This window comes from Janibacter endophyticus (genome assembly GCF_016888335.1).
GTDB lineage: Bacteria > Actinomycetota > Actinomycetes > Actinomycetales > Dermatophilaceae > Marihabitans > Marihabitans endophyticum.
In genome coordinates this window covers 1,154,757-1,178,876 of sequence record NZ_JAFEJG010000004.1, presented here as the reverse complement: position 1 = coordinate 1,178,876, position 24,120 = coordinate 1,154,757, and the positions used below count along the sequence as shown (strand labels likewise).

Below are 24,120 nucleotides of genomic sequence, written 5' to 3'. Positions count from 1 at the left end.
TGGACGGTGTCATGACGGCGAAGGGGGTGCCCACCCCCTTCGCCGGACGGTCAGCTGCGCGACCGGGCCAGCCGGCCCCGGACGACCTGGTCGAGCTCGACCTTGCGGATCCGGACGGCGTCGGGGGTGACCTCGACGCACTCGTCCTCGCGGCAGAACTCGAGCGACTGCTCGAGCGAGAGCTTGCGCGGCGGGACGACCTTCTCGAAGTTGTCGGCCGAGCTCGCGCGCACGTTCGTCAGCTTCTTCTCCTTGGTGATGTTGACGTCCATGTCGTCCGCCCGGGAGTTCTCCCCGACGATCATGCCCTCGTACACCTCGGTGCCCGGGTCGACGAAGAGGACGCCACGCTCCTGGAGGTTGACCATCGCGTAGGCGGTGACCGGGCCGGAGCGGTCGGCGACGAGCGAGCCGGAGACGCGGGTCGTGATCGTGCCGAACCACGGCTCGTAGTCCTCGAAGACGTGGTGGGCGATGCCGGTGCCGCGGGTCTCGGTGAGGAACTCGGTGCGGAAGCCGATGAGGCCACGGCTCGGGACGAGGAACTCCATCCGGATCCACCCCGTGCCGTGGTTCGTCATCTGCTCCATGCGGCCCTTGCGCGAGGCGAGGACCTGCGTGATCGCGCCGAGGTGCTCCTCGGGGGTGTCGATCGTCAGCCGCTCGACGGGCTCGTGGACCTTGCCGTCGACCTCCCGGGTGACGACCTGGGGCTTGCCGACGGTCAGCTCGAACCCCTCGCGCCGCATCTGCTCGACGAGGATCGCGAGCGCGAGCTCGCCACGCCCCTGGACCTCCCAGGCGTCGGGACGCTCGGTGGGCAGGACGCGCAGCGAGACGTTGCCGACGAGCTCCTTGTCGAGGCGGTCCTTGACCATGCGGGCGGTGACCTTGGTGCCACGCGTCGGGCCGCGGCCGACGAGCGGCGAGGTGTTCGTGCCGATCGTCATGGAGATCGCGGGCTCGTCGATGGTGATGAGCGGCAGCGCGACGGGGTTCTCGGCGTCGGCGATGGTGTCGCCGATCATGATCTCGGGGATGCCGGCGATGGCGATGATGTCGCCGGGGCGCGCGGGCTTGCCCTCGAGCGGCTTGCGCTCCAGACCCTCCGTCATGAGCAGCTCGGTGATCTTCACCCGCTCCTGGCTGCCGTCGTGGCGGCACCACGTGACCTGCTGGCCCTTGCGGATCTCGCCGTTGAAGACGCGCAGGAGCGCGAGCCGGCCGAGGAAGTTGCTCGAGTCGAGGTTCGTGACGTGCGCCTGGAGCGGGGTCTCGTCGTCGTAGGACGGCGCCGGGATGGTCTCCATGATCGTCGCGAAGAGCGGCTCGAGGTCGTCGTTGTCGGGCAGCGTGCCGTTCTCCGGGCGGTTGAGGCTGGCGGCGCCGTTCTTGCCCGAGGCGTAGACGATCGGGAAGTCGATCTGGTCCTCGTCGGCGTCGAGGTCCATGAAGAGCTCGTAGGCCTCGTCGACGACCTCGCTGATGCGGGCGTCGGGGCGGTCGACCTTGTTGATGCAGAGGATGACCGGCATCTTCGCGGCGAGAGCCTTGCGCAGGACGAAGCGGGTCTGCGGCAGCGGGCCCTCGGAGGCGTCGACGAGCAGGACGACGCCGTCGACCATGGACAGGCCGCGCTCGACCTCGCCGCCGAAGTCGGCGTGTCCGGGGGTGTCGATGATGTTGATCGTCACGCCGTCGGGGGCGTCGTGCGCGGCGCCCGAGGGACCGGTGTAGCGGATCGCGGTGTTCTTCGCGAGGATCGTGATGCCCTTCTCACGCTCGAGGTCCCCGGAGTCCATCGCTCGTTCGTCGATGTGGTCGTGCTCCCCGAAGGTGCCCGCCTGCCAGAGCATCTTGTCGACGAGGGTGGTCTTGCCGTGGTCGACGTGGGCGACGATGGCGACGTTACGCACGTCGGAGCGGGTCTTCATGGGCATGGGGGCGATTCTCTCAGCCGGGCTGCCCGTCGCGGAAATCCGCGGACCGGGCGAAGGGGTGGCCGCGGGCGGATCCCCGGCCTCGTCCCCCTTCGTCTCAGACCGGTAAAGGCAGGCCCGATGCACTGTTCTCGACCCGTGGACGTGGCATAGGTTCACCTACCAACCACGGCGACGTGCCCCAGGTCACTCCGCAGGGAGGACGACGGGGACGTCGTGGCCGTCGGCGGCCCACCGGTCCGTCGTCGAAAACACGCCACCACCAGCGAGGTCAGACATGCGGAAGTCCACCCCCGTGGTCCTCCTCAGCGCGGCCGCTCTCACCATGAGCGCCTGCGCCGAGAGCGAGCGCGACAGCAGCGGAGAGGGCGGCGGCGGCTCGGCCGGCGCCGACTCGACCTTCACCTTCGGCGCCGCGGGCGCCCCTGAGGTCTTCGATCCCTTCTACGCCAGCGACGGCGAGACCTTCCGTGTCACCCGCCAGATGTTCGAGGGCCTCGTCGAGGTCAAGCCGGGCAGCGCCGAGATCGGCCCGGGCCTGGCCGAGTCCTGGGAGCCCAGCGAGGACGGCAAGACGTGGACCTTCACCCTGCGTGAGGGCGTGAAGTTCACCGACGGCGAGGAGTTCAACGCCGAGGCCGTCTGCGCGAACTTCGAGCGCATGGCCGACCAGAACGAGGCGGCCCAGGCGGGCCCGGCCGAGTACTGGTCCTACTCCATGGAGGGCTTCGGCGACGACTCCCTCTACCGCAGCTGCGAGGCGAAGGACCCCAAGACGGCGGTCCTGACGATCTCGCGCGCCACCTCGAAGTTCCCGGCGATGCTCTCGCTGTCCGCCTTCGCCATGCAGTCGCCGAAGGCGCTCGAGGAGAAGAACGCCAACGACGTCAAGACCCAGGGTGAGGGCTTCGCCTACCCGGAGAACGCGCAGAGCCCGGTCGGTACCGGCCCGTACACGCTTGAGAAGTACGACACGGCCAACAAGACGATCACCCTCGTGCGCAACGAGGACTACTGGGGCGAGAAGGCCAAGAACGCCAAGATCGTCTTCAAGATCATCCCCGACGAGTCGACCCGTCGTCAGGAGCTCGAGGCCGACAGCATCAACGGGTACGACCTGCCGAACCCGGTGGACTGGAAGGGTCTCGAGGACGGCGGCAACGCCGTCGAGGTCCGCCCGGCTTTCAACATCCTCTACATGGGCCTCAACCCGGAGAAGAACCCGAAGCTCAAGGACCTCAAGGTCCGCCAGGCGCTGAGCCTGGCGATCGACCGTGAGGGTCTCGTCTCCTCGCAGCTGCCCGAGGGCGCCGTCGCGGCCTCGCAGTTCATGCCGGACACGGTCAAGGGTTACAACAAGGACCTCCAGCCGACGAAGCAGAACGTCGAGGAGGCCAAGAAGCTCCTCAAGGAGGCCGGCGCCGAGGGCATGGAGCTGACCTTCGCCTACCCGAGCGAGGTCACCCGCCCGTACATGCCGAACCCGCAGAAGATCCATGAGGCGCTCCTGACGGACCTCGAGGAGGTCGGTCTCAAGGTCGAGGTCGTCACCAAGCCGTGGAACGGCGGTTACCTCGACGGTGTCGACAACGGTCAGTTCGACGCGTGGCTGCTCGGCTGGACCGGTGACTACGACTCGGCCGACAACTTCATCGGCACGTTCTTCGGCAACCTCAAGAGCAACGACTTCCACACCTCGGTCACCGACTTCGGCGCCGAGCTGAGCAAGGCACTCAAGGAGGCCGACACCACGGTCGACGAGGCAGAGCGGACGGCCCTCTACGAGGAGCTCAACAAGAAGATCGCCGAGGAGTACGTCCCCGGGCTCCCGATCTCGCACAGCCCGCCCGCCATCGTCGTCAACGAGCAGGTCGAGGGTCTCGTTCCGAGCCCCCTGACCGCGGAGGAGTTCTCCTCCGTCAGCGTCGGCGGCAAGTGACGCACCGGATCGGCTGATCCGACCCGTCGCACGAAGGGGCCGCCTCGCCCGGAGAACCCGGCCGAGGCGGCCCCACCGCTTGACCGACCACCCCCGGTGGCCACCGCCACCGCACGAGGAGGAACCCTCACGTGCTGAGATTCATCGTCCGCCGGCTGCTTCAGCTGGTGCTCGTCGCCTTCGCCTTGTCCGTCCTGCTCTTCGCCTGGCTCAAGAGCCTCCCCGGCGGCACGGTGTCGGCGATGCTCGGCGAGCGGGCGACCGCCGAGAGCCGTGCCGCGCTCACCAAGGCGCTCGGGCTCGACCAGCCGGTGCCGGTCCAGTACTGGAGCTTCCTCAAACGTGCCCTCCAGGGCGACTTCGGCGTCTCCAACGGCGTGCAGCCGGGCACCCCCGCGCTCCAGGTCTTCACCGAGCGCTTCCCCGCGACGATCGAGCTGAGCTTCTTCGCGCTCCTCATCGCCGTCTGCCTCGCCCTCCCCCTCGGCTACCTGGCTGCCCGCCGCCGCGGAGGCATCCTCGACAACGCCTCGATCGTCGGCTCCCTCGTCGGCGTCGCGGTCCCGGTCTTCTTCCTCGCCTTCCTCCTCAAGTACTGGTTCGCCATCAAGCTGGGCGTCATGCCGGTCTCCGGCCGGCAGAGCATCGACGCGACCCGCGTCACCGGCTTCTTCGTCCTCGACGGGATCCTGACCCGCGAGTGGGACGCCTCGCTCAACGCCCTCAAGCACCTCGTGCTGCCGAGCATCGCGCTGGCCTCGATCCCCTTCGCCATGATCTTCCGGATCACCCGGGCCAGCGTGCTCGACGTCCTCGACGAGGACTACGTCCGCACCGCGCAGTCGAAGGGCTTGTCCCACAGGGTGATCCGCGGCCGGCACGTCATGCGCAACGCGCTGCTGCCGGTCATCACGGCCATCGGTCTGCAGACCGGGGCGCTGCTCGGCGGCGCCGTGCTCACGGAGACCGTCTTCAACCTCCCCGGCATCGGTTCGGCCCTCGCCGACGGCTTCTTCCGGCGCGACTACCCCGTCCTCCAGGTGATCATCCTGGCCGCCGCGGCCGTCTACGTCATCGTCAACCTCGTCGTCGACATCTTGTACGCCGTCGTCGACCCCCGAGTGAGGACCCGATGAGCACCCCCACGACCCGCGACGCGCAGGACCCGCCCCGCCACGACGACGCGAGCCGGCCCGAGGGGTTCGGCGCCCGCAAGAAGCGCCGCATCGACGAGCTCGCCGAGGCGGGCACGGTCACCGACTCTCCCGGCACCAGCCTCATCGCCTCGGCGTGGAAGCGGCTGCGCCGCAACCCGGTCTTCCTCGTCGGCCTGACGATCACGACCCTCTTCATCATCCTCGCGAGCATCGCCCCGTGGATCGCGCCGCACGACCCGGCGAAGGCCGTCCTGGACTTCAGCGCGCAGAGCAACCCGGTCCCCGCACCGGAGCCGGGGCACCCCCTCGGCGGCGACGACAAGGGCCGCGACCTCCTCTCGCGCCTCCTCGTCGGCAGCCAGCAGACGCTGCTCGTCGGCGTCATGGCGACCTTCTTCGGCCTCCTCGGCGGCCTGACCCTCGGCACGCTCGCCGGGGCCTTCAGCGGCTGGGTCGACAGCGTCATCATGCGCGTCGTCGACGTCATGCTCTCGATCCCCAGCCTGCTCCTCGCCTTCTCGATCTCGGCGATCGCGGCGAGGCCGAGCCAGTGGACGCTGATCATCGCCATCGCGATCGTCCAGATCCCGATCTTCGCGCGGCTGCTCCGGGGCGCCATGCTCGCGCAGCGCAGCAAGGACCACGTCCTCGCCGCCCGCGCGCTCGGTGTCAAGCGCTCGGCGATCATCCTGCGGCACATGCTGCCGAACTCGCTCGGCCCCGTCATCGTCCAGTCCACGCTCGTGCTCGCCACGGCGATCATCGACGCGGCCGCGTTGTCCTTCCTCGGCCTGGGCAACCCGAACGACCGCAAGCCCGAGTGGGGCCAGATGCTCGGTCAGGCACAGCCCTACATCTACGACCACCCGCACCTCGCCATCTACCCGGCGGTCTGCATCATCATCGTCGCGCTCGGCTTCACGCTCATGGGTGAGTCGCTGCGCGAGGCCCTCGACCCGAAGACCAGGAGGTGACGTCGGTGAGCGACCAGACCACCACGACCACCACGCAGGGCGCGCGCACCCCTTCGCGCTCACCGTTGCTCTCCGTCCGCGACCTCACCGTCACCTTCACCCGGCAGGGCGAGCAGCCCTTCACCGCCGTCGACGGCCTGAGCTTCGACGTCTCCCCCGGCCAGACCGTCGGGCTCGTCGGCGAGTCCGGGTGCGGCAAGTCGGTGACCTCGCTCGCGATCATGGGGCTGCTCCCCGCCCGCGGCAACACCGTCACCGGCACCGTCGAGTACGAGGGCACCGACCTGCTCACCCTCTCCGACAAGGAGATGCGCAGCCGACGCGGCCGTGACATCGGGATGATCTTCCAGGACCCGCTGTCCTCGCTGAACCCGGTCGTCCCGATCGGCCGTCAGGTCACCGAGGTCCTCGAGCGGCACAAGGGCCTCTCGAAGAAGGCCGCCCGACCGATCGCCCGGGAGATGCTCGAGAAGGTCGGGATCCCCGACCCCGAGCGGCGGCTCACCGAGTACCCGCACCAGCTCTCCGGCGGCATGCGCCAGCGCGCGCTCATCGCGATGGCGCTGGCCTGCGAGCCCAAGCTGCTCATCGCCGACGAGCCGACGACCGCGCTCGACGTGACGATCCAGGCGCAGATCCTCACCCTGCTGCGCGACCTCGTGGAGGAGATGGGGACCGCGCTCATCATGATCACCCACGACCTCGGTGTCGTCGCGGGCCTCTGCGACGAGGTCAACGTCCTCTACGGCGGCCGTCTCGTCGAGCGGGGCGATCGCCACCCGCTCTTCGCCGAGCCGCGCCACCCCTACACGGGCGGGCTGCTCGCCTCGGTCCCCGACCTCGTCGGCGACCGCAACGCGCGGCTCACGCCCGTCCCGGGCTCGGTCGCGGACAACCTGCCGTGGACGAGCGCGTGCGCCTTCGCCCCGCGCTGCTCCCACGCGATCGAGCGCTGCCGTGAGGAGACCCCCGACCTCGCCGAGCGCGACGGTCGTGTCCTGCGCTGCTTCAACCCGCTGCACGGCGAGCCCTCCCCCGCCGAGGGCCGTCAGAAGGAGCTCGCCCGATGACCACGACCGCCGACCGCAAGGGCACCCGGACGAAGGGGGCCAAGGGCGACGTCCTCGTCGACGTCCAGGGCCTCAAGGTCCACTTCCCCATCAAGCGCGGGGTCATCTTCGACAAGGTCGTCGGCCACGTCTACGCGGTCGACGGCGTCGACCTGCAGATCCGGCGCGGCGAGACCTACGGTCTCGTCGGCGAGTCCGGCTGCGGCAAGTCGACGATGGGCCGGGCGATCCTCGCGCTCGAGGAGATCACCGAGGGCACCGTGACCTTTGACGGCGAGGCGCTGACCGACCTCAGGGGCGAGGGCCTGCGCACGCGCCGCCAGGACCTCCAGATGGTCTTCCAGGACCCCATGGGCAGTCTCGACCCCCGGCAGAGCGTCGAGTCGCTCCTCGTCGAGGGGATGAAGGCGCACGGCATCGTCAAGGACGAGAAGGAGGCGGCCCCGCGGCTCAAGCAGCTGCTCGAGGACGTCGGCCTGCCCGCGGCCGCGCTCAAGAAGTACCCGCACGAGTTCTCCGGCGGTCAGCGGCAGCGCATCGGCATCGCCCGGGCCCTGTCGGTCAACCCCGAGCTCATCGTCGCCGACGAGCCGGTCTCCGCCCTCGACGTGTCGGTCCAGGCCCAGGTCATCAACCTCATGAAAGACCTTCAGGAGGAGTACGAGCTCACCTACCTCGTCATCGCGCACGACCTCGCTGTCGTCCGGCACATCTCCGACCGGATCGGCGTGATGTACCTCGGCGGCATCGTCGAGGAGGCCGAGGCCGGCGAGCTCTACGAGCAGCCGCTGCACCCCTACACGCGTGCGCTGCTCTCCGCCGTGCCCGTGCCGGACCCGGTGGCGGAGGACGCGCGCGAGCAGATCCTGCTCACCGGCGACCTGCCCTCCCCCGCGAACCCGCCGTCGGGGTGTCGCTTCCACACCCGGTGCCCGTGGCGCCAGGAGAGCCGCTGCGACACCGAGCGGCCGGAGCTGCGGGTCGCCGAGATCGACGGTGTCTCCAGCGACCACAAGGTCGCCTGCCACTACGCCGAGCAGATCGCCGCCGGCGAGATCGAGCGGCACGCCGTCGAGGTGCACCTCGAGGACAAGCCCCAGGCCCTCAAGGACGCCGAGGCGGCCACGATCACCGACGAGATCCCCTTCGCGTGACGTAGATCGAGAGAAGGACCGTCAGCTGGGCATGACGGTCCTTCTCTCAACCCGGTGAGGGGTCAGGCGGGCGGCCCCGCGGTGGAGGTGTCCGTGCTGGCCTCGCCGCCGACGGCACCGGCCTGACCGGCCGCTATCGCGTCGTCGTCAGCCCGGACGTCACCGGAGAAGAGGCTGGTCTGGTCCTGGTCGGAGACGTCGACGGTCTCGATGACCTGACGCACCTCGGCGAAGTGGCAGCGGGACAGGTGCGCGCCGACACCGTCGGGCCGGTCCTCGAGCGCCGGGGTCTGCGTCGTGCAGATGTCCTGCGCCTTCCAGCAGCGGGTGTGGAAGTGGCAGCCGCTCGGCGGGTTGGCCGGCGAGGGGACGTCGCCCGAGAGCATGATCTGCTCGCGCTTGCCGCGCATCGTCGGGTCCGGCACCGGCACCGCGGAGAGCAGCGCCTGCGTGTAAGGGTGCGTCGGCCGGCTGTAGACCTGGTCCTCGTCGCCGAGCTCGACGATCCTGCCGAGGTACATCACGCCGACGCGGTCGGAGATGTGCCGGACGACGGAGAGGTCGTGGGCGATGAAGATGTAGGCCAGGTCGAGCTCGTTCTGGAGCTTCTCCATGAGGTTGATGACCTGCGCCTGGACCGACACGTCGAGCGCGGAGACCGGCTCGTCGCAGATGAGCACCTTGGGGTTGAGCGCAATGCCGCGAGCGATGCCGATGCGCTGGCGCTGACCGCCCGAGAACTGGTGCGGGTAGCGGTTGATGTGCTCCGGGTTGAGGCCGACGAGCTCGAGGAGCTCCTGCACCTTGGCGCGCCGGCCCTTCTTGGGCACGACCTCCGAGTGGATCTCGAAGGGCTCTCCGACGATCTCTCCCACGGTACGGCGCGGGTTGAGCGAGGTGTAGGGGTCCTGGAAGACGATCTGGATGTCGCGGCGCATCGCCCGCATGTCCGAGCCGGACTGCTCGTACATGTGCTTGCCATCGAACTCCACGGTGCCCTCGGTGGGCTCCTCGAGCCGCATGAGCAGGCGCCCGAGCGTCGACTTGCCGCAGCCCGACTCACCGACGATGCCGAGCGTCTCGCCGCGGTAGAGGTCGAAGCTCACACCGTCGACGGCCTTGACCTCACCGACCTGCCGCTGGAGCACACCACCCTTGATCGGGTAGTACTTGCGCAGGTCCCGGGCGCTGAGGACGACCTCGCGCTCAGACATCGAGCACCTCCTGGGCGAAGTGGCAGGCGGACTGGCGGCGCGGAGCGATGTCGAGCAGCTCCGGACGCTCACGACGGCAGATGTCCTGCGCCATGACGCACCGCGGGTGGAAGGCGCAGCCCTCCGGGATCCGGGTGAGGTTCGGGGGCAGACCACCGATGGCGGCGAGCTCCTGACCCTTCTGGTCGAGCCGCGGGATCGACTCGAGCAGACCCCGGGTGTACGGGTGGCCGGGACGGGCGTAGATGTCCTCGACGTAGGCGCGCTCGACGATCCGGCCGGCGTACATGACGCTGATCCGGTCCGCGACGTCCGCGACGACACCGAGGTCGTGCGTGATGAGGATCAGGCCCATCTGGTGCTCCTCCTGGAGCTCCTTGAGCAGGGCCATGATCTGCGCCTGGACCGTCACGTCGAGGGCCGTCGTCGGCTCGTCGGCGATGAGCACCCTCGGGTCGAGAGCGATCGCCATCGCGATCATGATCCGCTGGCGCATGCCCCCGCTGAACTGGTGCGGGTAGGCCTTGACGCGCTCGCGGGCGGCGGGGATGTTGACCCGCTCCATGAGCCGGACGGCCTCCGCGTAGGAGTCCGACTTGTTCATGCCGCGGTGCTTGCGGAACATCTCACCGATCTGCCAGCCCACCGGGAAGACCGGGTTGAGCGAGCTCAGGGCGTCTTGGAAGACCATGGAGAGGGCCGGGCCGCGCAGCTTGCGACGGTCCTCCTCCGGCATCGTCAGCAGGTCGCGCCCCTCGAAGAGGATCTGCCCACCGGGGATCCTGGCCGGCGGCATGTCGAGGATGCCCATGATCGCCTGCGCGGTCACCGACTTGCCGGACCCGGACTCGCCGAGGATGGCCAGCGTCTCGCCGGCCTCGAGGTTGAGGTCGACGCCGTTGATCGCCTTGGCGACACCCTCGTCGGTGTGGAACTCGACGTAGAGGTCCTTGACCTCGAGCAGCTTCGCCCGGTCGCTGTCCCAGGCGGCCTCCTGCGGGGTGGCGCGCACACCGGCGGTCGTCTCGGTCCTCGGCTCCGGGGCGGCCGGGTTGCGAGCGCTGGAGTCCTTCTGTCGTCCAAACACGTGTGTCACCTAACTCTCAGCGGCTCTTCGGGTCGAACGCGTCACGCACGGCATCGACGAGCATGATGAACGCGAGGACGCAGATGCTGAGGAAGAGCGCCGGGAAGAAGAGGGCGTGCAGCGTCGTCCCGGAGCGCAGGAAGACGAGCGAGTCGTTGATCATCACACCCCACGAGACGACCGGCGGGCGCAGGCCGATCCCGAGGAACGAGAGCGTCGCCTCGACAGCGATGTAGGCACCGAGGTTGATCGTCGCGACGACGATCGCCGGAGCCATGGCGTTGGGCAGGACGTGCCGGCGGATGATCCGCAGCGGGGAGGCGCCGAGTGCCCGGGCCGCCTGGACGTAGTCGTTCGGCTTCACCTGGATGACCGAGCTGCGCATGAGGCGCATGAGGCTGGGCCAGCCGAAGATGACGAGCACGGCGACGATCTGGAGGATCACGCCGAAGTAGCCCTGGATGGGGATGCCGAGCAAGGTGTCCATCTCGCTCGTGGCCGAGAGGAAGATGATGCCTGCGAGCAGCAGCGGGATGGCGAAGAAGATGTCTCCGAGCCGGCTGATGACCGCGTCCAGCCAGCCGCCGGCGTAACCCGCGAGCAGCCCCAGGAATGACCCGAGGAGCAGCGTCCCGACGGTCGCGAGGACACCGACGAGGATCGAGGCGCGGGCTCCGTAGATCGTCCGGGCGAAGACGTCGTAGCCCTGCCGGTCGGTCCCGAACCAGTGCTCGCTCCCGGGCTCGATCCGCGCTCGGCTGAGGTTGCCGTAGGTCGGGTCCTGGTCGGTGAAGAGCCCCGGGACGGTCGCCATGAGCAGGAACATGAGGATGAGGACCCCAGAGACCCAGAACATCGGGTTGCGCCGCAGCGCGCGCCACGCGTCGGCGGTCAGGGAGCGGGCCGGGGCCGAGCGCTCCTCGGCCTCTGGCGTCGCGGGCACGGGAGCCTTGCCGGCGTCGGTCGTGGTCTGCTCAGTCATGGCTGATCCTGGGGTCGAGGGCGCCGTAGAGGAGGTCGACGATGAGGTTCATCACGAGATAGACGATGACCAGGGCGGTCACCGCTCCGACCACCGCGATGCCGTCACGGTTGCGGATGCCGGTGTAGATGTACCCGCCGACCCCGAGGATGTTGAAGATCCCCTCCGTGACGATCGCACCGCCGAGCAGTGCACCGAAGTCGTAGCCCATGAAGGTGATGACAGGGATCATCGAGTTGCGCAGCGTGTGCACCCCGACGATCCGCCTCGGACTCAGGCCCTTGGCCTTGGCGGTCCGCACGTAGTCGGACTTGATGTTCTCCGAGATGTTGGTGCGCATCAGCCGGGCGATGTAGGCCAAGGAGGTCGAGCCCAGGACGAAGCCCGGCAGGAGCAGCGCGTAGATCGAGGGGTCGGACCCGACGAGCGCCGGGAAGATCTGCCACTTCAGGCCGAGGAAGTACTGCGCGAGGAAGCCGGTGACGAAGATCGGCACCGAGATGACGAAGAGGGTGCTCACGAGGACGAGGTTGTCCATGAACCCGCCCTTGCGCAGGCCGGCCAGGACACCGGCAAAGATGCCGATGATCCCCTCGAAGACGAGCGCGATGACCGCGAGCTTGCCGGTGACGGTGAAACGCTGCTTGAGGTCCTCGGTGACGGGGATGCCGTACTGGTTCTCACCGAGCTCACCCGTGAGGACGCCGTCGAACTCCGTCTGCCCGTCCCGGTCCTGCGGCCAGATCCCCATGTACTTGCCGTACTGGATCGGCAGCGGGTCGTCGAGGTTGTACTTCTCGCGGAAGTCCGCGACGTAGGCGGGTGAGCACGCACGCTCGCCACACTTGCCTGCCGTGGGGTCGCCCGGCATGGCAAAGACCATGGCGTAGATCAGGAACGTCGAGCCGATGACCACCGGGATCATCTGCAGCAGCCGCCGCACGATGTACTTGCCCACGTCCACCTCCTCGTAAGAACGGATGTTTTCCATCCGGCGTGCACCGGGACGCTGCGTAGCGCCCCGAAAGGGTAGCGGACGATGTGACGCCGGTAACATCGTCCCCCCGGCAGAAGGCTGGCCGGCCACCAGAACGGTGACCGGCCAGCCTTCGCTGTGTCGGCTCTCGCCTCAGATCACTTGACGGTGACCTGGGTGAGGTCCGGGTTGCCGAACGGCGTGGCCTTGACGTTGTCGACCTTCTCGGACCAACCGATGATGGTCTTGCCGTACCACGTCGGGATGGTGGTGAAGTCCTCGGCGACGATGCCCTCGGCCTCCTGGTAGAGGGCGTTCGCCTCCTCCGGGGTCGCTGCCGCGTTGGCCTCAGCCATCTTCTTCTGGAACTCCGGGCTGTCGAAGTCCGAGTAGTTCGAGCTGGCGCCCTTGCCGTAGATCGGGGCGAGGTAGTTCTCGATCGACGGGTAGTCCATGACCCAGCCCATGCGGTAGAGACCCTTGACCTCACGCTCGCCGAGCGCGGTCAGCATGGTGGCGAAGTCGACCGTCGGGGTGGCGACGCAGTCGATCTCGATGGCGTTCTTGATCGAGTTGCAGACCGCCTCGGTCCACTCCTTGTGGCCACCGTCACCGTTGTAGGTCAGGGTGAGCTTGCCGTCGTAGCCGCCGCCCTCCTCGAGGAGCTGCTTGGCCTTCTCGGGGTCGTAGGTGCAGTACTCGCCGCAGGCACCTTCCTTGTACCCGTCGACGACCGGGGAGACCCAGCCGGTGGCAGGCGTGAAGGCGTTGTTGAAGATCTCCTTGATGATCGTCGGCCGGTCGATGGCCATGGAGATCGCCTGGCGGACCTTGACGTCGGCGAGCTTCTTGTCGACCTTGTAGTTCAGGCCGAGGAACTGCAGCGTGGAGTTCGGCTCGTCGAGGTTGCGGTCCGGGAGGTCCGTCTTGTACGTGTCGTCGACGAGGGCCGACGCGGGGACCTGACGGATGATGTCGACCTGTCCGGCCTGGAGCGCGGTGTACTCGGCGTCCTGGTCCTGGAAGATCTGGAAGGTGATCTTGTCGACCTGGCCGCCACGCTCGCCGGAGTAGTCGGCGAACTTCTCGAGGACGATGGACTTGTTGTCCTCCCACGAGACGAACTTGTACGGGCCGGCGGCGACCGGGCTCTTGCCGAACGCCTCCTTGTCCTCGTCCTCGAAGAAGGAGTCGGGCTGCGGCGCGAAGGCCGTGTAGCCGAGGCGCAGCGGGAGGTTGGAGACCTTGCCCGTCGTCTTGATGGTGAAGGTGTAGTCGTCAACGACCTTGAGGCCGCTGAGCTCCTTGACCTTGGAGTCCTCGCCGGAGACCTCCTCGTAGCCCTCGAAGGGCTCGAAGAAGTAGCCACCCTGCTGGGCGTTCGGGCCGAAGGCGGTGTAGTTCCAGGCGTCGACGAAGTTCTTCGCCTTGACCTCGGTGCCGTCGTGGAACTTGTAGCCCTTCTTGATCTTGACCGTGAAGTTCTGGTTGTCCTCGGTCTCGATCGACTCCGCGATGTCCTCGCTGGCCTCAGCGGTCTCGGGGTCGTACTTCATGAGCTTGGCGGTGAGGACGTCCAGGACGTCACCACCACAGGTCTCAGCGGTGTTGCCCGCGACGAGCGGGTTCTCCGGGTTGCAGCCACCCATGACGATCTCGCCACCGGTCTTGCCCGCACCCCCGGCGCTGCCGGCGTCGGTGCTGTCGCTGTCGCTGTCGCCACCACACGCTGTCGCGAGGAGCGCGACAGCGGAGATACCGGCAACGGCCATCGCGCGAGAGTTGGCTCGCATAGATGTCCTCCTCATTCTCGGCCACCCAGGGGGATGGACCGTCCGGACGGCTGCCCGGGACTTACGCAGCCACGGTCGTCGCTGCTCGGCCCATCTCACACAATGAGAAGGGGCCGCGCCATCCGCGGAGCCGGGTCGTGTCCCAACTGTGACTGAAGCGAGACCCGCCAGGTCAGAGACCTGCGACGTCCTCGAGGAGCAGAGTCTGCTCGTCCGGGCCGGCGAGCGGGAGACGCCAGTTCGCGTACTCCTCGTCCGTCCCGGGCTGGTTGATCGTCCGGACGTCACCGACGAGATCGGTGAGGGCGACGCCCTTGAGGAGCGAAGGGGTGGCCGCCAGCCAGTCGTGCAGCGCGGCCGCGACCGCGGGGATGTCGCCTCGCGCGTCTGCGGCGAGCAGCCCGGCCGCCACGAGGGTGTCCTCGACGATGCCGACGACGGCCCGCTCGGCCTCACGCTCCTCCTCGACCGGACGGGTGAGCAGGCCCAGCTCGTCCCGCAGGTCGACGTGCCGCAGGCCGAGGTAGCCGGCGGTCGGCGGCAGGTCGTGGGTCGTCACGGTGGCGAGGCAGAGCCGGCGGTATGCCTCGGGCGGGAGCGGCCGACCGTCGTCCCCCCACTCGAACCACACGACGCTCGTCCCGAGGATGCCCCGCTCGGTGAGGTGCTCCCGCACCCACGGCTCGACGACGCCGAGGTCCTCCCCCACGACGAGCGCTCCGGCACGGTGCGCCTCGAGGGCGAGGATGCCGATCATCGCCTCGTGGTCGTAGCGAACGTAGGCGCCGTCGGTCGGCGCGTGCCCCTCGGGGATCCACCAGAGGCGGAAGAGCCCGATGATGTGGTCGACCCGCACGCCACCGGCGTCGCGCAGGACGCTCTGGATCATCTCGCGGTAGGGCCGGTAGCCGAGGTCGGCGAGACGGTCCGGCCGCCACGGCGGCTGGCTCCAGTCCTGCCCACGCTGGTTGAACTGGTCCGGCGGCGCGCCCACCGTGACGCCCCGGGCCAGGGCAGAGCCGAGGGCCCACGAGTCTGCGCCCTCGGGGTGGATCCCCACGGCGAGGTCGTGGATGACCCCGACCCGCATGCCCGCCTCGCGGGCGGCGTCCTGGACCGTCGCGAGCTGCTGCTGCGCCACCCACTGCAGCCAGCAGACGAAGGCGATCTCGTCGGCGCGGTCCTGCTGGACGGCTGCGACGGCCGACGACCGCGGGTCCCGCAGCTCGACGGGCCACTCGGTGTCCCAGAGCGGTCCGTGGGTCTCGGCGAGCACGCACCACGTCGCGAAGCGGACGAGGCCCTCCCCCTCGGCCTCCACCCAGGCGTCGAGCTCGCCCGCCTGCTGCGGCGCGAGCTCGGCGAAGGCGGCCTGCAGCGCCTGCCGCTTGAGGGTCCACGACGCGTCCCGCTCGAGCACCTCGGAGCGGTTGAGGGGGGCCGCCTCGCCTCCCAGCCCCGCGATCCGCGCGCGTGCCTCGGCGCTCAGCCCCTCGGCGCCCGGCAGGCTCTCGACGTCGATGTACATCGGGTTGACGAAGCGGCGCGAGGTCGGCAGGTAGGGCGAGGGCTCGATGGGGGCGACCGGCTCGGCGGCGTGGAGCGGGTTGACGAGGACGAAGTCGTGACCGTGGCGCTCCGCGGCCCAGGACGCGAGCTCGCGCAGCACCCCGAGGTCCCCGATCCCCCAAGACCTTTCCGAGCGCACCTGGTAGAGCTGGGTCATCAGGCCGGTCGCCGGCTCGCCCGCCAGGGCGGCCGGCAGGTCGAGCCGGTCGGGGACGACGACGAGGGTGCCGGACCGGCTCTCCGCGAGCGAAGGGGTGAGCTCACCCTCGACGTCGACGGCCAGCTGGTGGTACCCGAGCGGGAGGTCGGCCGGGACCTCGAAGGCGGCCTCGCCGACGAGCACGCCGTCGACCTCCACCGCAGAGACGTTGTGCTCGACCTGGACGAGGTCGCGCTCGCCACCCCCTTCGAGCCGGACGCGGACCCGCACCCCGCTGCCGTGGACGACGTGGACGAGCACCCGGCGGTTGCCCGCGGCCCGGGCGACGACGGTGGGCGGGAGGGTCCGGCGCCAGCCGGCGACCCTCGCCTCGTGCAACGAGGCGGCGACCGCTGCGACGGAGGAGACGTCCTCACCGAGCGCCGTGAGGACCTTGCGCAGCGCAGTCTCGGGGATGTGGGTGTGCCGACCCTGCCAGTCCCAGTAGTCGGTCGAGACCCCCTTCGCCTGGGCGAGGTCGACGAGAGGCTGCGGGAGGGAGTCGCTCACGGCGACCACTCTCGCCGATGAGGTGGGCGCCCGCCAAGCGGGCTCCGGGTCAGCCCCTCGTGACGAGGACGGGGCAGGGCGCGGCCTCGAGGACCCGCTGGCTCACCGACCCGAGGAGCAGGCCGCGGAAGCCGCCGCGCCCGCGCGTCCCGACGACGAGGAGGTCGTCGTCGGCCACCTCGTCGAGGAGCACCGAGGCGGGCGAGCCCCGCCGGACCTCGACCGTGACCTCGGCCGAGCCCTCGGCCCGGGCCTCCACGCCGGGGGCGACGGTGGCCCCGCCCGCGATGTCGGACTGAGCCTGCGCGACGACCTCCTCGGCGACCCCGCGGTAGCGGGTCTCGACCTGCTCCCACTCCGGGCTGCCGGGCTCGGTGACGACGACGCCGCCGACGACCTCGACGTTCCACGCCGTGAGCACGAGGACGCGCGCGCCCGCGTGCCGGGCGACGTCGATGGCCGTCCGGGCGGCCGCCCGCGAGTGGCTGCTGCCGTCGACACCGACGACGACCCGGGCCGGGCCGGCGCCGCTGCCCTCGGGGACGAGCACGACCGGGGCGTTGGCGTGCTGGATGACGGCCGCGGAGACGCTGCCGAGGACGACCCGCTCGAGGCGGCTCGCGCGGCTGGAGCCGACGACGACGATCGCGGCGTTCTCAGCGGCGTCGACGAGGACCCGCGACGGGCTGCCGGTGACGGCCTCCGAGGTCACCTGGACCTCGGGAGCGATCGCGGTCAGCCGCTCGACGGCCGAGCTGATGGCGGAGCCGGCACCCTCGAGGAGCTGGTCGATGACCGCTCCCCCGCCGGCGGACTCCGGCCCGCCGAAGGCGGAGACGCCGAGGTCGGCGACGCTCACGACGTGGAGGGAGGTCCCCCGGCGCTGGGCCGAGTGGGCGGCCCAGGTGAGGACCGCCTCGTCCTTGCTCGTGCCGTCGACTGCGACGACGACTGCGCCCTGGGGCGTGGACTGCTGCTCCGATGCGGTGGCCATACCCCATCTTGGCATCTGCCTGCCGACGGTGAGAGCGCTACCCCGCAGACGGATCGCCCGGACCCGGTGACGTGCCAGGTCGACACGGCCTAGTCTCCGCCGTGAGTCACCGACCCCAGAGGAGCGCACCGTGCCACGTTTCACCCACGCCGACGAGACCGGGGCCTTCGGCCGCTACGGCGGCGCCTACCTCCCGCCCCACCTCGAGGCGCCGATCGCCGAGGTGGCGCAGGCCTACCGCGAGGCGATGGCCGACCCGAGCTTCATGGACGAGTACCGGACCCTCCTGCGCGAGTACGTCGGCCGGCCCTCACCGCTCTACCTGGCCCGGCGGCTCACCGAGCACCTCGGGGGCGCACGGGTCTACCTCAAGCGCGAGGACCTCAACCACACCGGGTCGCACAAGATCAACCACTGCCTCGGCGAGGGACTCCTGGCCCGACGGATGGGCAAGAAGAAGCTCATCGCCGAGACCGGCGCCGGCCAGCACGGTGTCGCCCTGGCGACGGCCGCGGCACTGCTCGGTCTCGAGTGCGAGATCCACATGGGCGGCATCGATGTCGAGAAGCAGCACATGAACGTCGTGCGCATGGAGATGCTCGGCGCGAAGGTCGTCGCCGTCGAGACCGGTGGTCGCTGCCTCAAGGACGCGGTCGACTCGGCCTTCGGGACCTACGCCGCGGACTACGAGGACGTCTTCTTCGGCATCGGGTCGGTCGTCGGCCCGCACCCCTACCCCTCGATGGTGCGGGACTTCCAGTCGGTGGTCGGCGCCGAGGCCCGCGAGCAGATCCTGGAGAAGGAGGGCCGGCTGCCCGACGTCGTCATGGCCTGCGTCGGCGGCGGGTCCAACGCGATGGGCCTTTTCTCCGGGTTCCTCGAGGACGAGGCGGTCCGAGTCATCGGGGTCGAGCCCGCGGGCGAGGGTGTCGACACCGCGCGGCACGCCGCGACCATGACGAAGGGGTCCGACGGCACCCTGCACGGGATGGCGACCCTCGTCCTCCAGGAGGCGGACGGCGAGCCATCGCCGGTGCACTCGATCGCCTCCGGGCTGGACTACCCCGGGGTCGGCCCTCAGCACGCCTGGCTGCGGGAGATCGGCCGCGCGGAGTACGTCTCGGTCACCGACGACGAGACCCTCGAGGCGTTCTCGCTGCTGTGCCGGCTCGAGGGGATCATCCCGGCGCTGGAGAGCTCGCACGCCGTCGCGCACGCGATGAAGGTCGCCCCGACGATGTCAGCCGACGACGTCGTCGTCGTCAACCTCTCCGGCCGCGGGGACAAGGACGTCGACTACATCGCCGAGGTCCTCAAGAACCGCTAGGTGTCAGGTCCAGGTGGTCAGGCCGACCCGGTCGTGCTCCCCGCCCGGCCAGACCGCCCGGACGATGCCCGCAGCGGCGAGCGCCTTGCGGCAGCCCGGGCAGGGCGGGTCGGTGATGTAGGCCGTCGCCCCCTTGGTGTCCCGGGTGGCGAAGAGCAGCGCGTTGACCTCGGCGTGGATGGCGATGCAGAAGCCGGGGGTGCCGGGCCGGTCGTAGTCGCCCAGCCCCGGCACGGTGTCGTAGTCGAGCGCCCCGCGCGGGCACGCCCCCTCGAGGCAGTCCGGCTCGCCCGGGGCCGCACCGTTGTAGCCGGTCGCGATGATCCGGTGGTCGATGACGAGGAGCGCGCCGACACGTCGGCGGGTGCACTTGGCCCGTGCCGCGACCGCGTTCGCGATACCGAGGAAGTACTCGTCCCAGCCCGGGACCGTCGGCGCGCTCGTCATGCCGGGATCCTAGGTGGGCACCACCGCGCGGACGGCGTCGGCCTCAGTCCTGGGACTCCGCGATCTCGGCGAGCCGGTCGATCGAGGCCATGAGCCGCTCGGACGTCGTCCACCGGGCCCGCTGGAAGCGGCTCTCGTCGGTGAGGTCGGTCCAGTCGTAGGTGTGCGTCACCGAGGTCCGCCCCTCATCGACCGGCTCGAGCTCCCAGCGCCACTCGTGACCGGCGGGCTCACCCCCTTCGGCCCCGGGACGCCACGCGATCCGGCGCCCCTCCTCGAAGTCCACGACGAGGTTGTCGCGGACCTTGCCCTTCGTCGTCCGCATGGAGAAGATCTCACCGACCGCCCGGACGCGCTCGCCCCGGACGATCTCGTCGAGGTTGTCGTTGCCGTCCCAGCGCGGCTGGAGGGTCGGGTCGGCGATGAGCTCGAAGATGCGGTCGGCGGGGGCGGCGATCTCGCGCGTGGCGGAGACGACCCGGTTCTCGGTGTCCATGCGATCCAGTGAACCAGCGCCGACCCGGCAGCGACAGCCCGGAGCCGGGACGAAGGGGGTCCGCCCGTAGGTTGGGTGCATGGCCGACACCTTCGACGACTACCTGGCAACGATCCTCGCGGCCGTCCAGGACGAGGCCGGGGGTGAGGTGCACGAGGTGCCCCGCGCCCTCGCCGAGGCCGACCCCGGGCTGCTCGCGGCGGCGCTGTGCACGACCGACGGCGAGCTGCACTCCGTCGGCGACGACGAGCACGAGGCGACGATCCAGTCCGTGTCCAAGGCCTTCGTGTACGCGCTGGCGCTCGAGCAGCACGGCATCGGAGAGGTGCTCCGTGCCGTGGACGTCGAGCCCTCCGGCGAGGCGTACAACGTCATCTCCGTCGAGGCGGAGTCGAAGCGGCCCCGCAACCCGATGATCAACGCCGGCGCGCTGCTCGTCCACGCGCTCGTCGGCGAGCGCGGCGCCGAGCAGGACGAGCGCGTCGAGATCATCCGCAGCCGGCTCTCGGCGATGGCCGGGCGCGAGCTGAGCATCGACGAGGAGGCGGCGAAGGACGAGCTCTCGCAGGCGCACCGCAACCTCGCCATCGCCCACATGCTGCGCGCTGAGGGCGTCATGCCGGACGACGACCCGGTCGACGTCGTGCGCGGGTACACGCGGCAGTGCTCGATCCTCGTCACCCCGCGCGACCTCGCGGTCATGGCGGCGACGCTGGCCAACGGCGGCTACCGGCCGGGAGAGGACGAGGAGGTCGTGTCGGCGCCCGTCGCCCGCCACACGCTGAGCGTCATGGCGACGTGCGGCATGTACACCGCCGCCGGCGACTGGATGTCGGAGATCGGCATCCCCGCCAAGAGCGGCGTCTCCGGCGCGATCATGGGCGCGCTGCCCGGCCGGGTGGGGATCGCGACGTACGCGCCGCGCCTGGACCGGCACGGCACGAGCGTGCGCGGACGGGCGATCTTCGAGCGGCTCAGTGACGAGCTCGACCTGCACCTCCTCGACGACCCGCACCGCCAGGACACCCTCTGGGACCGCCTCCGCCAGCAAGAAGCCTGACCCACCTCCCTCCCCGCTCCCTCCCCCCCCACCCCCTCCCCACCCCCCCTTCGCACGAGCCAAGGCTCCTACCCGACTCAGCGGCCCTCCCCCTTCGCACGAGCCAAGGCTCCTACCCTGACGCCATGCCCGACGTCGCCCGCTCCCTCGTCCTCTTCGCCCTCGCGGCGCTCGCCGAGATCGGTGGAGCCTGGCTCGTCTGGCAGGGCGTGCGGGAGCACCGGGGCTGGCTGTGGATCGGCGCGGGTGTCATCGCGCTCGGGGCCTACGGCTTCGTCGCGACGCTCCAGCCGGACGCGCACTTCGGCCGGATCCTCGCGGCTTACGGGGGTGTCTTCGTCGCCGGCTCGCTCGCCTGGGGCATGGCTGTCGACGGCTTCCGACCGGACCGGTGGGACGTCGCCGGCGCCCTGATCTGCCTGCTCGGCGTGGCGGTCATCATGTACGCGCCCCGCTCGGCCTGACGGTCAGTGGCCGCTGACGAGCTTGAGGCCGACGATGCAGCCGACCAGCCCGAGGATGAGCAGGACCTTGATGAGGGAGACCGGCTCTGAGCCCGTCGCCATCCCGTAGACGACGGTGAGCGAGGCGCCGATCCCGACCCAGACGGCGTACGCAGTGCCGGTGGGCAGGTCACGCATCGCGTAGGCGAGACCGGCCATCGAGAGGACGACGGCGACCCCGAAGGTCACGGTGGGGCCGACCCGGGAGAGGCCCTCCGAGCGACCGAGGGCGGTGGCCCACACGGCCTCGAGGACCCCGCTGAGGATGAGGACGATCCACGGCATGACGACTCCTTCTGACACGTCTTGTCGCCTTCCGGGTAGGTGACCTCGTCCGGGGGCCGCGAAGGGGGCAGCTCCTGGCTCCCATCGTCGCAAACGTGCGCGTCGGTGGCGACTCCGGCGAGCGGCGAAGGGGGTCAGCCGCGCGTGGTCACGGTGACCGTGAAGCGGGGGTCCTGGGACACCAGGACGGTCCGGCCGAGTCGCGCCTCGAGCTCGCGCCGCCAGGGCAGGTGGGAGTTGAAGACGCACCACAGCTGCCCGCCGGGACGGAGCACCCGGGCCGCGTCGGTGAACATCGCGAGCGTGTCCTCGGACTCCTTGGCGAAGCCCTGGTGGAAGGGCGGGTTGGTGACGATCGCGTCGAGGCTGGCGTCGGGGTATCCGGTGAGCCCGTCGCCCCAGGTGACATCGACCTCGAGACCGTTCGCCGCCGCTGTGGCCCGGGTCGCGGCGACCGCGGACCACGAGACGTCTCGTGCCCGGACCTCGTGCCCTGACCTGGCCAGCACCGCGGCGATGACACCGTTGCCGCAGCCGAGGTCGAGGACGTCGCGCCCCTCGACCTCGAGGTGCCCGAGGAGGAGCTGCGTGCCCCGGTCGACCCTGGTCCCACCGAAGGTTGCCCCGTGCGCGGCGATGACGAGGCCCAGCGCGCTGTCCTGCCGGATCCTCGGCCACGCCGAGGGCTCCCCCTTCGCACCTCGCGCGTGCAGGACCCGGGACTTCCGCCGACCGAGGCTGGCGGAGACCTCGGTGAAGTGCCGCCGCAGCGTCTCGTTCATCGACCGGTTCATGTGCTTGACCCGGCCGCCGCCGATGTAGGCGACGTCGGGGTCGCCCTGGACGGCTGAGGCCTGCTCGTCGAGCGCGGCGAGCGCCTTGGGCAGCCTGCCGAGGACGAGGTCCACCCCGGCGAGATCATCCGGGGTCGACCGCAGCCCGGGGTCGACCTGCCGCGCGTCTCGCCAGTCGTCGCACCAGACCCGGACGTCGTCGGTCAGGGTGAGCGCGCGGTCGACCAGCGCCGGGGCGTCGATGACGGCGACCGCGCGGGTCTGCCTCGGCGCCTCGTCCCAGATGAGCTCGTCGACAGGGTCCACCCGGCAACTATCGGGCATGCGCGGCGTGGATCATTCACGGGACAGGCCGGCTTCGAGGCCCGGTCCCTCCACGGGGACGTCGCCGGAGGACCTCACGACCCGGGTGGTGAGACCTTCGCCGTCGTGGCCGGTGCTGTCGCTACCGACCCCGGGCTAGCGTGACCGCATGAGGATCACCATCGTCGGTGGGTCGAAGGGCAGGGGCGCGCGCCTGGCCGAGGCGGCGCGCGACGCCGGTCACGAGGTGACGACCCTCTCGCGGAGCGGGGACGGCCCGAGCGGCGTCACGAACCTCCCCGGCGACGCGACCGACCCCACGAGCGTCCGTGACGCGTTGTCCGGGGCCGACGCCGTCGTCGTCACCGTCGGCGGCGCGAAGGGGGTCCGCCACCACCGGAGCGCGGTCACCCACGCGGTCGTCGAGGCGATGCGGGCCGAAGGGGTGCGCCGCCTCGTCGTGCAGTCCTCCCTGGGAGCCGGCGACTCCGGTTCTCAGATGCCCCTCCCCCTTCGGGTCGTCATGAAGGCTCTGCTGGCGCGGCCGCTCGCCGACCACGACCGACAGGAGTCGATCGTCCGGGACTCCGGGCGTCTGCAGCTGAGGGACCTGGCTTGCCTCGTGATGCACCGCTTGAGAATCGTGCCGGCGTGACGGCGCGCTCTCCCCTCGACCCGGTCCTCACCGTCTCTCACCGGGAGTTCGTGGCCTCCCGACCGCACGGCGCCGACGAGGACGTACACATGACCCCGACGGTCGTCGACCACGTCCTCGAGCGCTGCACAGCCCCGCACGAGGTCGTCCTCGACCCCTTCGCCGGGTTCGGCACGACGCTGACCCGTGCGGTCGCGCTGGGTCGGCGGACACTGGGCGTCGAGCTGCTCCCCGAGCGGGTCGAGCACATCCGCAGTCAGGTACCGGCCGCGTCCGTCGTCGAGGGCGACGCGCGAGACCTCCTGCGGTTCCTGTCCGACCCCCTGCCTGCCGACCCCAGAGGGAGCGTCGACCTCGTCCTCACCTCACCGCCGTACATGACCGCGACGCACCATGACGCGGACCCGCTCACCGCCTACGAGGAAGAGGGCGGCAGCTACCCGCGCTACCTGCGCGAGCTCGGTCTCGTCGCCTCGCAGTGCGCCGAGCTCGTCAGACCCGGAGGGTTCGTCGTGTGGAACGTCGCCGACATCCGCCACAGGGGCTCCACCACGCGTTTGATCGATGACTGCAACGAGGTGCTGTCGGCGCACCTGACGCCGATCGGGATCACGACGATCGAGTGGGACGTGCTCCCTCATGACCTCGTCGCCGACGCCCTGCTCGTCTTCCGACGCTGACGACTGACCGCC

General features: G+C 70.1%; 22 protein-coding genes and 1 riboswitch. Of the genes, 10 read left to right on the top strand and 12 right to left on the bottom strand.

Annotation, left to right across the window (positions count from 1 at the left end):
* Window positions 1-50: 50 nt before the first annotated feature.
* Window positions 51-1,940, bottom strand: coding sequence for a translational GTPase TypA (typA, locus tag JNO54_RS05785; RefSeq protein ID WP_204143036.1), 1,890 nt, complete (start codon window positions 1,938-1,940; stop codon window positions 51-53).
* Window positions 1,941-2,217: 277 nt separating this feature from the next.
* On the opposite strand from typA, the gene JNO54_RS05780 reads away from it, so the two are divergent.
* The 5 genes from JNO54_RS05780 (at window position 2,218) to JNO54_RS05760 (ending at window position 8,234) form a co-directional block, all read left to right on the top strand.
* The gene (locus JNO54_RS05780; RefSeq protein ID WP_204143035.1) at window positions 2,218-3,879 is read left to right on the top strand and encodes an ABC transporter substrate-binding protein; all 1,662 of its coding nucleotides are present in this window, start codon (window positions 2,218-2,220) and stop codon (window positions 3,877-3,879) included.
* A gap of 131 nt (window positions 3,880-4,010) precedes the next feature.
* Entirely contained in the window at window positions 4,011-5,015 is a 1,005-nt protein-coding gene (locus tag JNO54_RS05775) for an ABC transporter permease (protein WP_204143034.1), read from the top strand.
* Window positions 5,012-6,010 (top strand): ABC transporter permease, encoded by a 999-nt coding sequence (locus tag JNO54_RS05770; RefSeq protein WP_204143033.1) that lies wholly within the window; start codon window positions 5,012-5,014, stop codon window positions 6,008-6,010. Before JNO54_RS05775 ends, JNO54_RS05770 begins: the two co-directional genes overlap by 4 nt.
* A 5-nt stretch (window positions 6,011-6,015) precedes the next feature.
* Entirely contained in the window at window positions 6,016-7,080 is a 1,065-nt protein-coding gene (locus JNO54_RS05765) for an ABC transporter ATP-binding protein (RefSeq protein ID WP_204143032.1), read from the top strand.
* A complete protein-coding gene (locus JNO54_RS05760) occupies window positions 7,077-8,234 on the top strand; it encodes an ABC transporter ATP-binding protein (RefSeq protein WP_204143031.1) in 1,158 nt (385 codons plus the stop codon). The genes JNO54_RS05765 and JNO54_RS05760 overlap by 4 nt, the downstream gene beginning before the upstream one ends.
* A 62-nt stretch (window positions 8,235-8,296) precedes the next feature.
* On the opposite strand, the gene JNO54_RS05755 is transcribed toward JNO54_RS05760, so the two are convergent.
* From JNO54_RS05755 to JNO54_RS05725, 7 genes are all read right to left on the bottom strand, one after another.
* A complete protein-coding gene (locus tag JNO54_RS05755) occupies window positions 8,297-9,448 on the bottom strand; it encodes an ABC transporter ATP-binding protein (RefSeq protein ID WP_204143030.1) in 1,152 nt (383 codons plus the stop codon).
* Window positions 9,441-10,460 (bottom strand): ABC transporter ATP-binding protein, encoded by a 1,020-nt coding sequence (locus JNO54_RS05750; RefSeq protein WP_307818239.1) that lies wholly within the window; start codon window positions 10,458-10,460, stop codon window positions 9,441-9,443. Before JNO54_RS05750 ends, JNO54_RS05755 begins: the two co-directional genes overlap by 8 nt.
* Before the next feature lie 91 nt (window positions 10,461-10,551).
* A complete protein-coding gene (locus JNO54_RS05745) occupies window positions 10,552-11,517 on the bottom strand; it encodes an ABC transporter permease (RefSeq protein ID WP_204143029.1) in 966 nt (321 codons plus the stop codon).
* Window positions 11,510-12,475: an ABC transporter permease gene (locus JNO54_RS05740; protein WP_204143028.1), complete on the bottom strand. Its 966-nt coding sequence runs from the start codon at window positions 12,473-12,475 to the stop codon at window positions 11,510-11,512. Before JNO54_RS05740 ends, JNO54_RS05745 begins: the two co-directional genes overlap by 8 nt.
* A 176-nt stretch (window positions 12,476-12,651) precedes the next feature.
* On the bottom strand, window positions 12,652-14,286 hold the full coding sequence (locus tag JNO54_RS05735) for a peptide ABC transporter substrate-binding protein (RefSeq protein WP_204143027.1): 1,635 nt from the start codon (window positions 14,284-14,286) through the stop codon (window positions 12,652-12,654).
* A gap of 172 nt (window positions 14,287-14,458) precedes the next feature.
* On the bottom strand, window positions 14,459-16,564 hold the full coding sequence (gene malQ / locus JNO54_RS05730; protein ID WP_307818075.1) for a 4-alpha-glucanotransferase: 2,106 nt from the start codon (window positions 16,562-16,564) through the stop codon (window positions 14,459-14,461).
* Between the two features lie 49 nt (window positions 16,565-16,613).
* On the bottom strand, window positions 16,614-17,558 hold the full coding sequence (locus JNO54_RS05725) for a universal stress protein (RefSeq protein ID WP_204143025.1): 945 nt from the start codon (window positions 17,556-17,558) through the stop codon (window positions 16,614-16,616).
* Window positions 17,559-17,688: 130 nt separating this feature from the next.
* On the opposite strand from JNO54_RS05725, the gene trpB reads away from it, so the two are divergent.
* Window positions 17,689-18,885, top strand: coding sequence for a tryptophan synthase subunit beta (trpB, locus tag JNO54_RS05720; protein ID WP_204143024.1), 1,197 nt, complete (start codon window positions 17,689-17,691; stop codon window positions 18,883-18,885).
* 3 nt (window positions 18,886-18,888) lie between these two features.
* Here the strand turns inward: trpB and JNO54_RS05715 are convergent, their stop codons facing one another.
* Together JNO54_RS05715 and JNO54_RS05710 are read right to left on the bottom strand one after the other, a co-directional pair.
* Window positions 18,889-19,332, bottom strand: coding sequence for a deoxycytidylate deaminase (locus JNO54_RS05715; protein ID WP_204143023.1), 444 nt, complete (start codon window positions 19,330-19,332; stop codon window positions 18,889-18,891).
* Window positions 19,333-19,375: 43 nt separating this feature from the next.
* The gene (locus JNO54_RS05710; protein ID WP_204143022.1) at window positions 19,376-19,828 is read right to left on the bottom strand and encodes an SRPBCC family protein; all 453 of its coding nucleotides are present in this window, start codon (window positions 19,826-19,828) and stop codon (window positions 19,376-19,378) included.
* 79 nt (window positions 19,829-19,907) lie between these two features.
* On the opposite strand from JNO54_RS05710, the gene glsA reads away from it, so the two are divergent.
* Window positions 19,908-20,888, top strand: a complete 981-nt coding sequence (glsA, locus tag JNO54_RS05705; protein ID WP_204143021.1) for a glutaminase A — start codon at window positions 19,908-19,910, stop codon at window positions 20,886-20,888.
* Between the two features lie 125 nt (window positions 20,889-21,013).
* Window positions 21,014-21,352: a YnfA family protein gene (locus JNO54_RS05700; RefSeq protein WP_204143020.1), complete on the top strand. Its 339-nt coding sequence runs from the start codon at window positions 21,014-21,016 to the stop codon at window positions 21,350-21,352.
* Between the two features lie 3 nt (window positions 21,353-21,355).
* Here the strand turns inward: JNO54_RS05700 and JNO54_RS05695 are convergent, their stop codons facing one another.
* Both JNO54_RS05695 and JNO54_RS05690 read right to left on the bottom strand, forming a co-directional pair.
* Window positions 21,356-21,676: a DMT family transporter gene (locus JNO54_RS05695; protein WP_204143019.1), complete on the bottom strand. Its 321-nt coding sequence runs from the start codon at window positions 21,674-21,676 to the stop codon at window positions 21,356-21,358.
* A gap of 10 nt (window positions 21,677-21,686) precedes the next feature.
* A riboswitch (guanidine-III (ykkC-III) riboswitch) is annotated at window positions 21,687-21,753 on the bottom strand.
* A gap of 57 nt (window positions 21,754-21,810) precedes the next feature.
* Window positions 21,811-22,776, bottom strand: a complete 966-nt coding sequence (locus JNO54_RS05690; protein WP_204143018.1) for a class I SAM-dependent methyltransferase — start codon at window positions 22,774-22,776, stop codon at window positions 21,811-21,813.
* Window positions 22,777-22,942: 166 nt separating this feature from the next.
* On the opposite strand from JNO54_RS05690, the gene JNO54_RS05685 reads away from it, so the two are divergent.
* Complete coding sequence (locus tag JNO54_RS05685) at window positions 22,943-23,428, top strand: NAD(P)-dependent oxidoreductase (RefSeq protein WP_204143017.1); 486 nt, start codon at window positions 22,943-22,945, stop codon at window positions 23,426-23,428.
* Window positions 23,425-24,108 (top strand): DNA methyltransferase, encoded by a 684-nt coding sequence (locus JNO54_RS05680; RefSeq protein ID WP_204143016.1) that lies wholly within the window; start codon window positions 23,425-23,427, stop codon window positions 24,106-24,108. Before JNO54_RS05685 ends, JNO54_RS05680 begins: the two co-directional genes overlap by 4 nt.
* Window positions 24,109-24,120: the final 12 nt, after the last annotated feature.